The following is a 14,594-nucleotide window of genomic DNA, read 5'->3' as shown; positions in this document are numbered from 1 at the left end:
TGGATGAGTCGAGCGCGCGGACTAGCTCGTCTTCGCTCGCTTGGGCAGTGGGCCGGCGACCGCCATGTCGGCTCGCAGAATCGTTCCGGATACCGATTCGGTCATGAAAAGCGTCTTCATGTCGGCGCCGCCGTAACACAGATTCGTGAGCGAAGCGCCCTCCGGGCTCGTCAGAATCTCGACCGGTTCGGCGCGATGATTCAGCACCCACACGCGGCCAAGCCCAGGATTGGCGACCAGGATGCGTCCGTCGAGATCGACCGTCAGTCCGTCAGGACCGCTCGGTCCGTACGACGTAAAGAACTGGCCGACCTTGCTCACGGAGCCATCGGCCTGAAGCGGAACGCGCCATACGCAATTGCCCCGCGTCATGCCGACGAACAGAACTTTTTCGTCGGGCGACATCACCAGTCCGTTGGGACTCGGGCAGTTGCCGAGCAGCACGTCCAGCTTGCCGCCCGCCGAAAGCCGATAAACGCGGCCGGTCGGATCGTGCAGCCCCGTCTGTCCCTGATCGGTGAAGTAGAGATTTCCGGCGGAATCGAAGGTCAGGTCGTTCACGCCCCGGAAGCGCTCTGTATTGCGCCGCTCGAGGTAGGGACGAACCTCTCCGCGCGCGATGTCGAGCAGCATCAGCCCGTTGCGATAGTCCGTGATGAGCAGATGGGCATCGTCGAAACGCTTCATTCCGTTTGGCTCACCGTCGTACTGAGCGACGAGTTCCCACTCGCCCGCCAGCGAAATCCTGAAGATGCGACCGTGCGGGATATCGGTCACGAACAGAAAACCGGCCGGATCCCAGACGGGCCCTTCGAGGAAGGAGTCCGTGGACACGCCGCCTCGGTTCGCGCGCGCCCATTCCGTTTGAACGTCCGGCTGACGGAACTTCTGCGGCATGCGCGTGAAGACTTCGGCGGTGCGGACTTCGGGCGATGTGAGATAGAACATGCTTGACCTCTCTTACCGAATCAGGCCACGTTGCGCGCGTTTTCCGCGACCACGGCCAAGACATTCGCTGCCGCGCCCTTGCCCATGTTCACGTACGCGGCATCGCTCACTCCGCCGATGTGCGGTGAAAGGATGACGTTGGAAACGGACTGGAACGGGTGCGTCGTCATCGGCTCGACGGCGAAGCTGTCGAGCCCTGCTGCCCGCAATTGACCGCTCGCGAGCGCTTCGATCAAGGCTTCTTCATCGATGAGACCGCCACGCGCGGTGTTGACCAGAATCGCGCCGCGCTTGAATCGGCTCAGCACTTCACGATTGAGCATCGCGCGGTTCTCAGCAGTGAGCGGGCAATGCAGCGAAACGATGTCCGACGTGGAATAGATATCTTCGAGCGACACGAGCTTGACGCCCTCGGGCGTCTCCTTCGCGAACGGATCGAACGCCTGAACCTGCATGCCGAAAGCAAGACCTGCCTTCGCGACGCGACGGCCGATGGCACCCAGCCCGACGAGTCCGAGCCTGCGTCCTTCGAGTTCGAAGGACTTGTGTGTCGACTTATCCCAATGACCCGCGCGCATCCGCACATCGAGTTGAGGAACCGATTTCGCACATGCCAGGATCAGCGCCCACGCGTGCTCGGCCACGGCCGCGGCGTTGGCTCCGGCAGCCGCGCGAACCGCGATACCGCGTGCAGCTGCGGCTTCCTGGTCGATTACGTCGATGCCGCTGCCGTGCTTGGAGATGACTTGCAGGTTCTCGGCCGCGTCCATGATGCGGGCATTGACCTTGCCGTACCGAACGATGATGGCAACCGGCTTGTGCTGTGCGCACAGCGCGACGACGTCGTCTTCCGTCGGCTGCTTGCCGGCGAACACGAGTTCAAAATCGTCGAGCATCTCCAGCGCTTGAGGAGCGAGGTCCGCTGCCGTCACCAGCAGCACGGGCTTGGCAGAATTCGCGGCCATTACAGCACCTCGCCTTCCGAGAGCATGCCCGCGGCGCGGAGTTCCTTCTCGAGCCAGCCGGCACGCGTGTCGCCGTTGCGGATCGCCGCGATACGGGCGGTTTCGGCGTCGAGCTTCTTTTGCGCGAGTTCGACGATGCGCGCAACGTCGTCCTTCGGAATCACGACGACGCCATCAGCGTCGCCGACGATGAGATCGCCCGGATTGACGCTGGCGCCCGCCACCGAAATCGGGAAGTTGACGCGGCCTGCGACGCTTTTGGTCGGTCCGCACGGATTGAGGCCGGCCGAGAATACCGGAAACTCGCCTTGCGCGAGTTCGTGTGAGTCGCGCACGGCGGCGTCGATGACGAAGCCCGCGATACCTGTGGCGTGGGCCTGAGTCGCCATGATCTCTCCGATCAGGGCGCAGCTGACGTCGCCCTTTCCATCCACCACGATCACGTCGCCTGGCTTGGCCACGGCGAGCGCTGCATGGATGGCCAGGTTATCGCCCGGCCGCACTTCGACGGTGACGGCGGGTCCCGCTACCTTCATCGTCGGCGCGAGCGGCTTCACGCGGCCGTTGAGCGTGCCGCGGCGGCCCGCCACGTCGGCGAGAATGGCTGCTTGGAACTTGCCAGCGGCCTCCACGAGTTCGGGGCTCACACGCTCGACACTGCGGTCGATGGAAGAGATGGACGTCGTGCTCATTTGAAAATCACCCTTGGTTGATGATGTTGTATTTGGTACAACTGTGGTGTACAGGTTGAAATGATATTAATCACGGCCTCGACGCGACGCCATCGGCGTTAACCCTTTTACTGTGTGCAACAGCGTTGTACTAGATACACCTTCGCCAAGGATGTTTTACTGTGTAAAATGCGGCGACGAGACAAGCGACGGGGAGAACAAGCGTGGGAAACGAAGGTGTGGCAGCGGTCGAAAAGGCGCTTTCGCTGCTCGATTGCTTCAAACCAGGTGTGGAGTCGCTTTCATTGGCCGCGCTCGCGCAAGCGTCGGGCATGCACAAGACGACTGTTTATCGGCTGATGAACTCGCTCGAACGGATGGGGTATGTCGTTCGGTCCGAAGCAGGGTCCTATTCTCTCGGTCATCGGGTTCTCTATCTTGGAAAGCTGTACGAGCAGTCTTTCCACCTCTCCACGATCGTCGAACCGATCCTGCACTCCCTTGCCGTCTCGACGAAGGAAAGCGCGTCGTATTACGTCATCGACAAGACGCAGCGCCTTTGCCTTTTCCGAGTGGAGCCGTCTGAAGGTCTGAGAGAGACCAGGCTTGCGGGAACATCCTTGCCTCTGGATGACACGGCGATCAGCCAGGTCCTGAGATACTGGGGACTAGGCGAGCCGCTTTACGAGAAAGCTCCTTCTTTGCCGCTCTTCACTTCAGGCGCGCGAGATGAACATACCGCCGCGTTCGCCACTCCGATTTTTGGAGCATCGGACAAGTTCATGGCCGCCCTCACGCTCTCCGGACCAGCATCGAGACTGAACGCCGCTCACAAGACCGGCGAGTTGACCGCGCTGCAACTCAACGCGGCCTCCGACCTGTCGCGAAAGCTCGGAGCGAGTATCGCGTTCTGCGAGTTCACTTACGCCATCCGCTAAACCGGTGGTGCTCGACATCCCGGCCATGTACTTATCGAGGCGTGTAGATACTCTGGCAGAACGGATGACTCGCGCCGAGTGTTCGCGAAAGGTTTGCCGCGGCGACACACGGGCGTCACGAAAGCGGCCGTGTGTGCATCGCGCGAGCCGGACTTGAAGATCGGCAATTGTGGTGGTTGGTCGAAGATGGGCTCGCCGCACCCCCAATGGCTTATGACATCGTGGGTCGCGGTTTGGTCGAAGTCCCTTAGACCTGACGCACGGCTTAAGGCCCTCGGCGGGCTCCACTCGAAATAGGCAGCGCCACCGAGCGTCTTCGGCAATTGAATTAGAGGCGCTTGCCCCGGTTGCATTCGCAAGCCTCTTCAACACGGGCACGACGACCGACTCCAGCCGAAACGATCGCTCGAAGAGTTTCCCTAGATAAAGCAGACGATGGCCCAACCCGTATGCGCCCGATTCTGTCCGAATAACGTAGTTTATCCGTTCGAGCGAATTGAGCAGGCGCGACCGGTCTTCCCCGAAACCCCTCGAAGAACCTCTCTGCACCCACCCTACCCCTCCACAATCCTAACCTCATACTCCTCATCAACAAAAGCAACGATAAACTCCTCAGGCATCAGCCACGAATCGACGCTAACCAGTTTCCCATCGATATCGACATGAACTTTCGCGTCCACATCGACAGTCTTCATCGCATGCTCCAGCGTGGCGACATCTTCCGATTGAATTTCCTGTTTGACCGAGAATTTCATTTCGCACTACTCCGGTAGTTAAAGAATCGATGCAACCATCCGCATCGCGGATCTACAAGCCCAATCTAGGCGCATTCACCCAGAATTTGCACACCCGCACAAGACGAACAGTCTTGCGCCACCCGTACAAATCCCGCGCCGCAGCGCTCAGTGCCCCCCAGCCCCCGCCGCGCCCGCACCCGCGCCCTTGCCCGGCTTCGTCAGCCAGATGAGCGGCACGATCGCGATAAAGATCACCGCGGACAGCCAGAAGATATCGTTGAGCCCGAGCATCGCGGCCTGCGTCGTCAGCGAACGCTCGAAGAACGCCAGCGCCTGCGCAGGACTCCCACCGAGCGTGCTCTGCACCGAACCGATCGCGTCGACGAACGTGGGGTTATGCACGCTCGCCTGCTCCACGAGCTGCGAGTGATGCAGGATGGTCCGGTCATTCCAGCCCGTGCTCGCGAGCGATGTGCCGACCGCGCCCGCGAACACGCGCACGAAGTTCGACAAGCCCGCCGCCGCCGGAATCTTCGAGGGCGGCAGGCCCGACAGGATGATGGCCGTCAGCGGCACGAAGAAGAGCGCGGTCGGAATCCCCTGCAGCAGCGTCGGGACGACGAGCGTGAACGTATCCACGCCGGTCGTGTAGTGCGAACGCATGAAGAACACCGCGGCGAAACCGAGAAACGCGAGCGTGGCGAGCACGCGGGCGTCGGATCGCGGCATCAGCTTGCCCATGACCGGCGCGAGTATTACGGCGAAGATGCCGAGCGGCGCGGTGACGAGACCGGCATCGACTGAACGGTAGTTGAGATACTCCTGCATCCATTGCGGCAGCAGCACGAGGTTCGAGAAGAACACCGCATACGCGACGGAAATCGCGACCGTCCCGCCCAGAAAATTGCGCCCCATGAAAAGCTTGATGTCGATCACCGGGTTTTTCTCCGTCAGCTCCCAGATCAGAAAGAACACGAAGCTGATGAGCGCGAACACGCCCAGCGCGACGATCACCGGCGAATTGAACCAGTCGAGGTCCTTGCCCTTGTCGAGCATGATCTGGAGCGACGCCACCCACGCGATCAGAGAGATCAATCCGACCTTGTCGATCGGCACGCGCTTCACCGGCGTTTCGCGTTCGCGGTAGATCGCCCATGTCACGCCCGCCGCGAACAGCCCGACCGGAATGTTGATGTAGAAGATCCACGACCACGAATAGCTGTCGGTGATCCAGCCGCCGAGCGCCGGGCCCGCGATCGGGCCCACGGTTGCGGTCATCGCCCAGAGCGAGAGCGCGGTCGAGCTTTTCTCCTTCGGATAGGAGCCCAGCAGAATGGCCTGCGACAGCGGAATCAGCGGGCCGGCCACCGCGCCTTGCAGAATGCGCGCCGCGAGCAGCACGGGCAGATTCGGCGCGATGCCGCACAACCACGACGACACGACGAACAGCAGGATCGCCCAGACGAACAGCTTGATCTGGCCGACGCGCTGCGTGAGCCAGCCCGTGAGTGGAATCGAGATGGCGTTCGCGGCGGCGAACAGCGTGATGACCCACGTGCCTTCATCGACCGAGACGCCGAGATTGCCCGCGATCGTCGGAATCGCGACATTGGCGATCGACGAGTCGAGCACGTTCATGAAGGTCGCGAGCGCAACGGCAAGTGTCGCGAGGACGAGCTTGCCGCCTTGCAGCGGCGCAGGTTGCGTGGTCGGGTTCATGGCTTTACCTGATTTGTTGATGACTGACCTGTCAGATATTCGGACAAAAAATGCGCGTCAACGTGACGTGACGTTTTCCGCGATGATCCTTTCGATCTCCGCGTTCGCCTCGTCGCCGTAGTGGCTGAAGACATCGGTTCGATACGAAGTCGTCGATGCCGCGCCGAGCTGCGTGCCCGACTGGTCGCGCGTCTCCACGTCCGTCTGCATCGACAAACCGATGCGCAGCGGGTGCGCGTCCAGATCGCGCTGGTCGAGCCGGATGCGCACCGGCAGACGCTGCACGACCTTGATCCAGTTGCCTGTCGCGTTCTGCGCGGGCAGCACCGCGAAGGCCGCGCCCGTGCCCGCCGAAAATCCTTCGACATGACCGTGGTACTTCACCTTCGAGCCGTACGCATCGGCGGTCAGCGTGACCGGCTGGCCGATGCGCATATGCGCGAGCTGCACTTCCTTGAAATTGGCATCGACCCAGACGCCGTCGAGCGGGACGATCGCCATGAGCGGCGTGCCCGGCGCGACGCGCTGGCCGACCTGCACCGAGCGGCGCGCGACGTAGCCTGTCACCGGCGCGGGCAGCGTGTTGCGCGCGTTGTCGAGCCAGGCGTCGCGCACCTTCGCGGCGGCGGCCTGCACGTTCGGATGCCGTTCGATCGACGTGCGGTCGGTCAGCGCGTGATTCGACTCGGCCTGCTGCCGGCCCGCATCGAGCGCAGCCTGCGCGGCGCTCACGGCATCGCGTGCATGAGCGATGTCCTCGCCCGAGACCGCGCCGGTGTCGGCGATCGCCATGCGGCGCTTCAGGTCCGACTGCGCGCGCGTCAGATCGGACTGGCGCTGCGCGACCGTCGCCGCGTAGTACGCGTTGTTGACGTACAGGCTGCTCACTTGCCGCACCGTTTGCGCGAGATTCGCCTCGGCATTGGCGAGCGCGACCTTCGCATCGGCGGCGTCGAGCGTGACGACGGGATCGCCCTGATGGACGATCTGCGTGTCGTCGGCGTTCACGGCGATCACCGTGCCGCTCACTTCGGGCGTCAGTTGCACGAGATTGCCGCTGACGTAGGCATCGTCGGTCGATTCGAAGAAACGGCCCGTCGTGTAGTAATAGCCGCCCCAGCCCGCGCCGCCGATCGCGATCGCCGCCGCGAGCAGCGAGAGCATCAGCTTGCGCTTGCTGCGCGGTTGGGTCGTCGTGTCGGCTGGCGATTGATTCGCGTCCGTGCGTTCGGTGGTGATGGTGTCGCTCATGTCAGTGCTCCGTTCCGTGTTGGCCGATCAGCGTGCGGCGAGCGCATCGGCTGATGTATCCGTGTAGCCGCCGCCCAGCGCGGCCGCGAGCGCGATCTGCTGATCGCGCCGGTCCATCTTCAGATTCGCGACCGCGCGTTCGGACGCGAGCGCGTTGGTCTCCGCGTTCAGCACGGTCAACTGGTTCGCGAGGCCCGCGCGGTATTGCGTGAGCGCCAGTCGCTGCGCGCTGTGCGCGGCGTCCTGCGCGACGTTGGCATCGACGAGTTGCGCATCGGTCGAGCGAATCTGCGAAAGGTTCGTGGCGACATCGTTCAGCGCGGTGACGAGCGTCTGGTCATAGGTCGCGACGGCGTAGTCGAAGCCGGCGTAGCGGTCCTTGAGTTGCGCTCGCAGCGCGCCGCCGTCGAAAATCGGCAGATGGATCGCCGGGCCCGCGGACGCGGTGCGGCTCGCCGCCGTCAGCAGCCGGCCGAAGCCGAACGCGTCGAGGCCGAGCGACGCGCTCAGGTTGATGTCGGGATAGAACTCCGCCTTCGCTTCCTTGATGTCGTGCGTCATCGCGTCGACACGCCAGCGCGCCGCGACGATATCCGGTCGGCGGCTCACGAGATCGGCGGGAAGATTTCCGGGCAGACGCACTTCATCGCCGATGCCGAGTTGCGGACGTGCGATCGACAAGCCACGGTCCGGACCCTTGCCGAGCAGCGCGGCGAGCTGATAGCGCGTCGCGACGATGCGGCCCTCGAGCGCGGACAGCGCCGAACGACTCGACGCGAGATCGGCTTCGGCGGTTTTGCGTTCGACTTCGGTATCGAGCCCGTTGGCGATGCGGCCCGCCGTGATGCGCACGATCTTGTCGCGCTCGTCGACCTCGCTCTGCGCGATGTCGTGCAGCGCATAGAGCCGCGCGAGCTGGTTGTACGTGCGCGCGATGGACGTGTCGAGCGCGAGCCGCACGGCTTCCGCGTCGGCGCGGCTCGCCTGCACTTGCGACACGGCGGATTTGAGCGCCTCGCGGTTCTTGCCCCACAGATCGAGATCGTAGGAAGCGGACAACAGCCCCTTGTTCTCCGACTGCCACGAACCGGCGTACGGCGGCGGCACGAGCGCGTTCTCGGAAAATCGCTGACGTGTGTAGGAGTAGGACGCATCGACGCGCGGCATCGTCCCCGCCTTCGCGGTTTCGCTATACGCCGACGCCGCCGCGATACGGGCCCGCGCCTGTTCGAGCGTCGGGCTGCCGGCGAGGGCTTCGTCGAGCAGCGCGCGCAGTTGCGCATCGCCGAACTGATCGGCCCAGTCGGACGCCGGCCAGCGGCCTTCGTCGGCGGGCAGGCTCTGCTGCGTCGCGTAGTCCTGCGGCTGCGCCAGTTCCTTGTCGCTATGGATGCCTGCGTAGTTCGCACACGCCGAAAGCACCGCGGCGACCATCAACGTGACGCCGGTCCGCGCGATCCGCGAACCGAACGTGCTGCGATTTTCTTGCTTTTTCATTTTCTGACCTGTCAGATAAATGGACGAAAAAAATGCGCGGACGCCGTGCGCCGCGCGCTCAGTCTTCGAGAAACTTGTTCAGCAGCCGGCGGAATTCCTGGAACTCGCTTTTGGTGAACTTCCTGAGGCGCTTGTTCAGCACGACCGGCGCGATATGCGGCAACTCCGCCGCGACTTTCTCGCCTGCCTTCGTCAGCGTGAGATTCACGACGCGGCGATCTTCCAGGCTGCGCGTGCGTTGCAGCAAGTCGCGGGCTTCGAGTTTGTCGAGCATGCGGGTCATGAGGCCGGTGTCGATGCCGAGCAGCTTCGACAGCTCGAACGGCGTCTGCGTCTTGCCGCCGCGCATGGACATGAGAATGCCCATTTGCTGCGTGGTGATGCCGAGATCTTTCAGCGCGGCGTCGAGTTCCGCGGCCAGCAGGTTGCGCGCCTTGTTGACCGCGAAACCGACGCTCTGCGTCAGTGTGAAGCTTTCGGGAGTGTAATGGTCCATGCCTGTTCTCCAGTGCGGCGAACTGCCATGGAACGTAACTTTACTGCAAAGTCAGATTTTGTCAACGTCTATTTCTTCATTTAGAGACCGGGCATGATCGGATAGGGAATCGTGTGATCTTCGACGCGCTTCACGCCCGGAATGCTTTCCGACGCGATGCGCATGGCGTCGAGCTGATCTCTCGACCACACCGTGCCCCACAAATGCACGACGCCATCGCGCACGACGATATTGCGCCCCGGAAACGCCCAGCCGCGTCCCGTGAGGTCGCCCATCAGCATCGCGCGGATTTCCGCATCGCTTGCCAGCGCGTCCGGCGCGGCCTCGATGGCGAGCGACGACGCCAGCGCCTGCACCAGATTCGAACGGCTGACGATGCCGACGAGACGCCCGTCGCGCAACACCGGCACGCGCTTGATGTGATGGCTTTCGAGGATCGCGGCGATATCGGGGAGCGACGTCTCCTCTGTCACGCAGATGGGCTCGCGGCTCATGATTTCGCCGACCGTCGGCGCATGCGACCTGATGTAGTCGGCCGCGCCGCCGTCGGAGCCGAGCATGTCGAGCCACCACGAGCGGCGCTTGCGCTTCTCGGTGCCGATCTCTTCCCGATGCAGCAGATCGCCCTCGCTGACCATGCCGACGACCTGCCCTTCCTGATCGACGACGGGCGCGGCGCTGATGCGATGCTCCACGAGCAAACGCGCCAGTTCATGCACTCTGGTTTCGGGCGTGACGGAAACGACGGGGGAAGTCATTACATCGCGTGCTTGCATCATGTGCTCCGGAAGTCGATTGACGAGGCCGTATCGGCATGCGCGCTTCTGCTCGCGCAAGTCCGGAATCACTTTAAGGATCGCCGTACTTTCAACCGTTGACCTGCATCAAGCATTTCGCTGGAGCACACCTGCGGCCGACGGACGCGGCCCGGCTCAATGCGCGTCGATGAACGCGGTGACATCGGCGAGAACGGGCGAATCCTTGCGCCGTTTCGCCGAAAAAGACTTGACGACCGTATCGTGGCCGTAGCCCGCGTATTTCTTCAGCACGACGGCATCGTGATGCGCGCGCAACGCCTCGGCGAAGCGATCGCTGTTGCGCGGATCGACGTCGGTATCCGCCGTGCCCGCGGCGAGCAGCATCGGCGGTTCCTTTCCCGAAACGAACGCGATGGGCAACGCTCCCGCGCGCAATGCCGCCGGAAAGATCTCGTCCATGTGCGGGTCGCTCGTCGGGATGGCGGCGTACGGGCCCGCAAGTCCGATCATCCCCGCAAGCGACGTGTTCGCGATGCCCTGCGCGGCCAGATAGCGCGGATCGGTCGCGAGCAAGGCGGCCATATGCGCGCCCGACGAATGACCCATCAGGAAGATGCGTCGGGGATCGCCGCCGAACTCGTGCGCGTGATCGCGCGCCCAGCGCACGGCTGCGGCGGCGTCATCGAGAAAGCCCGGAAAAACGGCCTCCGGATAGATGCGGTAATCCGGCGCGACCGTCACGATGCCGTGCGCGGCGAGCGCCTCGCCGACGTCGCGCGAGTCCGATCGATGCCCGCTTTGCCAGCCCCCGCCGTAGAAGTACACGACGACGGGCAGGTTCGTCCGATCGCGTGATTCGGGTGCGTAGACGTCGAGCCGCTCACGCGGCTCCTTGCCATAGGCAATGCCGTCGGCGCGCTCGGTGCCGTGCTCGAACGCGCGCGTCGCGACCACGCCGCCCACGCATGCTGCCAGCGCCAGCGCCAGCGCCATGAATTTTCTTCTTGCCGGGAAATGCATATTGCCGTCTGTTCTCCAACTTTCCAACTGCCATTAGACGCTGTGCAATTGCGAATGTCCGTACGCAAGATATCGAAAGCTTTTTGCAAGCATATAGTTCGTTCTCCAATCTGTTGCATGGCGTGATGCACGGCATCAAGTGTCATTCATACCGATTCCTGACACGTGCCTGCAACCAGCCGACGACTTTTGTATCTCTCCGCACATTACGACACGATCTGGCTGGATACGCTTCATCGTCGATGACACCGGTCCGCCCGGAATCGGACCTCATATATCGAGAGCGCCCAAGGCGCCGCGCACAACTCAAAGAGTCAAGAAAAATAAGGCAAGCCGTCGGGACTCGGTATTGCCATAACCGCTGAGGGAGCTTCACATGGATCGTTCGGAACCGCCCAACGAGGCGAGAGCACGCCTGCCGATTTTCGACCAGGAACCCGTTCGCACCGCACAGTCTCAGATGACTGCGTTCACCGCGGCGCTGCAGGCACACACGGGCCGGCCATTCACACACTACGACGAACTGCACGACTTCTCGGTCCGGGACTATCGCGTCTTCTGGAAGTGTTTCATGCAATGGACGCCGGGACTGAAGTGGTCGGGCGAAGCGGAGCCCGTGTGCGTCGGCGATATATGCGAGCAAGCGCGTTTCTTTCCCAACGTAACACTGAACTATGCGGAGAATCTGCTCGACTTCGCCGTCGCCCCCGCCGATGCGCCCGCGCTCACCGCCTGCCATGCCGACGGACGCCGCGTGCATCTGACGCGCGGCGAGTTGCGCGCGCGCGTCGCCCGCCTCGCCGATGCGCTCACGCAATTGGGCCTGCGCGAAGGCGACCGCGTCGCGGGCGTGATGCGCAACGACGCCGATGCGATCGTCACCGCGCTCGCCGTGACCGCGATCGGCGCGACGCTGTCGACCGCCGCGCCCGAGATGGGCATCGAGACGCTGCTCGACCGTTTCACGCAACTGGAGCCGCGTTTCCTGTTCGCGCATACGGCCGCACAGCCGTTCGACACCGGCACGCCGCTCGCGCAAAAAATGGCCTTGCTCGCCGACGCGCTGCCGACGCTCGCGGGTATCGTCAGCCTCGACGGCGATCCTTCGGCCCTGCGCGCCGCGCCGCCAATCAACTCGCTCGACGCATTGCTCGCGGCCGGCGATCCGCGCCGGGTCGAATGGAAGCGCTTCAACTTCAATCATCCGCTCTTCGTGATGTTCTCGTCGGGCACGACCGGCAAGCCGAAGTGCATCGTGCACGGCACGGGCGGCAGTCTGATCGAGCATCTGAAGGAGCATCGGCTGCACTGCGATCTGGGTCCGGGCGATCGCATGTACTTTCACACCAGTTGCGCGTGGATGATGTGGAACTGGCAGTTGTCGGCGCTCGCATCGGGCGTCGAAATCGTGACCTACGACGGGCCGATCGCATCGGTCGATACGTTGTGGCGGATCGTCGCCGAAGAGCGCGTCAACGTGTTCGGCACGAGTCCCGCGTATCTGAAGATGTGCGAGGACGCCGGTCTCGTGCCGTCGCGTGAATTCGATCTGAGCGCCCTACGCTCGATGATGTCGACCGGCGCGATCCTCTTCGACGCGCAGTTCGAATGGGTCCGCAACAACGTGAAGCCGCTGCGGCTGCAATCCATTTCCGGCGGCACCGATATCCTCGGCTGCTTCGTGCTCGGCAATCCGAATCTTCCCGTGTATACGGGCGAAGCGCAGTGCAAGAGTCTCGCGTTCGATGTCCAGGCGTGGCGCGATGGCGCGCGTGCGCAAGGCGTCGGGGAACTGGTGTGCGTGAATCCGTTCCCGTCGCGCCCGCTCGGGTTTCTCAACGATCCGGACGGCGAGCGCTTTCACAAGGCGTATTTCAGCGCGAATCCCGGCGTATGGACGCATGGCGACCAGATCGAGTTTCCGCCGGAAGGCACCGCGCGCCTGCATGGGCGCAGCGATGGCGTGCTCGTCGTGCGCGGCATCAATGTCGGGCCGGGCGAGATCTACGGCGTGCTGAACGACATTCCCGAGATACGCGAGGGCATCGTCGTTCAGCAGCGCATGCGCGATGCCGCCAGCGCCGATAGTCCGGGCAATCCCATCGGCGAGCGTCTCGTGCTGCTCGTCACGCTGAAGCCGGGCGCGCGGCTCAACGGGACGCTGATCGCGCGGATTCGCCGCGATCTCGTGCGGCGCACGTCGGCTGCACACGTGCCGGATGTGATCGCGGCCGTCGACGACCTGCCGGTCACGCATAGCGGCAAGCTCACGGAAGCCGCGGTGCGCAACGCGGTCAACGGACTCGACGTGACCAACGCCGCCGCGCTGCGCAATCCCGCCTCGCTCGATGCGATCCGCACGCACCCGGCCCTGCAGCCCCGCTCCGCCGATTCGCCGCAGACCTACGCGACGCGCGAAGAACTGGAACGGCTGCTGCGGACCAAATGGGAGCAGTTGTTCGCCTTCGCGCCGATCGGCCGCGACGACAATTTCTTCGAGCTCGGCGGACATTCGCTGCTTGCGGCGCGGCTGCTTGCGGAATTGCAGCCGATCATCGGCCGCCCGATTCCGCTTGCGACGATGCTGCGCGCGCCGACCATCGCCAAACTCGCCGACGTGATCGAAAACGGCGCGCTGCCGCAGACATCGGAAGTGCTGGTGCCGATGCGCGAAGGCGATGGCGCGCCGCTCTTCTTCGTGCACAGCGTGACGGGCTCGGTGCTCGAATGCACGCGGCTCATCGGGAGCCTGCGCAAGCCGCGCCCGGTGTACGGTCTGCAAGCGGTCGGGCTGGACGGTGAAACGCCGCCGCAACGCCGCGTCGAGGACATGGCGAAGACTTACGTCGACGAGATTCGCAAGGTTCAGCCAAGCGGGCCGTATGCGCTCGCCGGCTTTTCTTTCGGCGGACTGATCGCGCTCGAAATCGCGCAGCAATTGTTCGGCGCGGGCGAGCGCACGGAATTCGTGTGTCTGCTCGACACCTACGTGCAGGAACGCTGGCTGCCGTGGTTCGCGTTGCTCGAATTCAGGCGCGATTATGCGAGCCGGCTGTTGAAGACGCTCTCCGGCATGTCGCCGAAAGCGCGCATCGGTTTCGCGGCGGCCAAGTTCCACGCCGCCGTGAACAAGGTGGCGATGCGGCTCGGCCGTGTGCCGCAGGCGCAGGCAGCACCGGCCGCCGCCGATCCCATGCCGCCGGTTTTGAGGCGCATGCGCGATACGTGCCGCACCGCGATGAACAACTATCGGCCGAAGCCGTACGCGGGCGGGCGGATCGTCTATGTGCGCGCGGCCTTGCGCGACGAGGACCGGGGCGATCCGCTGCCGCTGTATCGCAAGATCGCGCGCGGCGGGCTGACAGTCGCGGAAGTGCCGGGCAATCACGCGGGCGTGATCGAAGAGCCGGGCGTCTACGCCGCCGCCGCAGCGCTCGACAGAGAGTACGGCGTGGAAGACGAGTCGGAAGTGCAGCGCCGCGGTCACGGCGTCATGGTGCGGGGCGCGTAGCAGCAGTGGCAGGATCGTCGGCCGCTCGCCGATAAGGAGGGGGGGCCCCGGCGGGTTTTTTTTTTGGGGATTGTGGCGGGTTG

12 protein-coding genes are annotated in these 14,594 nt (G+C 63.8%); 2 read left to right on the top strand and 10 right to left on the bottom strand.

The genetic code is table 11. The features are described from left to right. Window positions 1-21 precede the first annotated feature (21 nt). Genes PQR08_RS07955 through PQR08_RS07945 form a run of 3 tightly spaced genes read right to left on the bottom strand, consistent with a single transcriptional unit; the run spans window position 22 to window position 2,605 of the window. Window positions 22-948, bottom strand: coding sequence for an SMP-30/gluconolactonase/LRE family protein (locus PQR08_RS07955; protein WP_250485853.1), 927 nt, complete (start codon window positions 946-948; stop codon window positions 22-24). Between the two features lie 20 nt (window positions 949-968). Next, complete coding sequence (locus PQR08_RS07950; RefSeq protein WP_250485852.1) at window positions 969-1,913, bottom strand: NAD(P)-dependent oxidoreductase; 945 nt, start codon at window positions 1,911-1,913, stop codon at window positions 969-971. Beyond that, entirely contained in the window at window positions 1,913-2,605 is a 693-nt protein-coding gene (locus tag PQR08_RS07945) for an RraA family protein (protein WP_250485851.1), read from the bottom strand. Before PQR08_RS07945 ends, PQR08_RS07950 begins: the two co-directional genes overlap by 1 nt. Before the next feature lie 203 nt (window positions 2,606-2,808). Here PQR08_RS07945 and PQR08_RS07940 point away from each other — a divergent pair, with 203 nt between their 5' ends. Beyond that, complete coding sequence (locus PQR08_RS07940; protein ID WP_250485850.1) at window positions 2,809-3,522, top strand: IclR family transcriptional regulator; 714 nt, start codon at window positions 2,809-2,811, stop codon at window positions 3,520-3,522. A 554-nt stretch (window positions 3,523-4,076) separates the two neighbouring features. Here the strand turns inward: PQR08_RS07940 and PQR08_RS07935 are convergent. From PQR08_RS07935 to PQR08_RS07905, 7 genes are all read right to left on the bottom strand, one after another. Further along, complete coding sequence (locus PQR08_RS07935; protein WP_250485849.1) at window positions 4,077-4,277, bottom strand: copper chaperone; 201 nt, start codon at window positions 4,275-4,277, stop codon at window positions 4,077-4,079. A gap of 147 nt (window positions 4,278-4,424) precedes the next feature. Next, a complete protein-coding gene (locus PQR08_RS07930) occupies window positions 4,425-5,978 on the bottom strand; it encodes a DHA2 family efflux MFS transporter permease subunit (protein WP_238210596.1) in 1,554 nt (517 codons plus the stop codon). Between the two features lie 57 nt (window positions 5,979-6,035). After that, window positions 6,036-7,229, bottom strand: coding sequence for an HlyD family secretion protein (locus PQR08_RS07925; RefSeq protein ID WP_250485848.1), 1,194 nt, complete (start codon window positions 7,227-7,229; stop codon window positions 6,036-6,038). 27 nt (window positions 7,230-7,256) lie between these two features. Continuing rightward, window positions 7,257-8,726, bottom strand: coding sequence for an efflux transporter outer membrane subunit (locus tag PQR08_RS07920; RefSeq protein ID WP_250485847.1), 1,470 nt, complete (start codon window positions 8,724-8,726; stop codon window positions 7,257-7,259). Between the two features lie 58 nt (window positions 8,727-8,784). Then, window positions 8,785-9,222, bottom strand: coding sequence for a MarR family winged helix-turn-helix transcriptional regulator (locus PQR08_RS07915; RefSeq protein ID WP_238210599.1), 438 nt, complete (start codon window positions 9,220-9,222; stop codon window positions 8,785-8,787). An 80-nt stretch (window positions 9,223-9,302) separates the two neighbouring features. Beyond that, window positions 9,303-9,998, bottom strand: coding sequence for a CBS domain-containing protein (locus PQR08_RS07910; protein WP_250485943.1), 696 nt, complete (start codon window positions 9,996-9,998; stop codon window positions 9,303-9,305). A 156-nt stretch (window positions 9,999-10,154) separates the two neighbouring features. Next, window positions 10,155-10,973 (bottom strand): alpha/beta hydrolase, encoded by an 819-nt coding sequence (locus PQR08_RS07905; protein WP_250485846.1) that lies wholly within the window; start codon window positions 10,971-10,973, stop codon window positions 10,155-10,157. A gap of 403 nt (window positions 10,974-11,376) precedes the next feature. Here PQR08_RS07905 and PQR08_RS07900 point away from each other — a divergent pair, with 403 nt between their 5' ends. Continuing rightward, window positions 11,377-14,511: an acetoacetate--CoA ligase gene (locus PQR08_RS07900; protein ID WP_250485845.1), complete on the top strand. Its 3,135-nt coding sequence runs from the start codon at window positions 11,377-11,379 to the stop codon at window positions 14,509-14,511. The last annotated feature ends 83 nt before the right edge of the window (window positions 14,512-14,594 follow it).

Source organism: Caballeronia jiangsuensis (assembly GCF_046030135.1).
Classification (GTDB): Bacteria; Pseudomonadota; Gammaproteobacteria; order Burkholderiales; family Burkholderiaceae; genus Caballeronia; species Caballeronia jiangsuensis.
The sequence above is the reverse complement of the archived record's forward strand: the minus strand, read 5'-3'. Positions and strand labels throughout refer to the sequence as shown.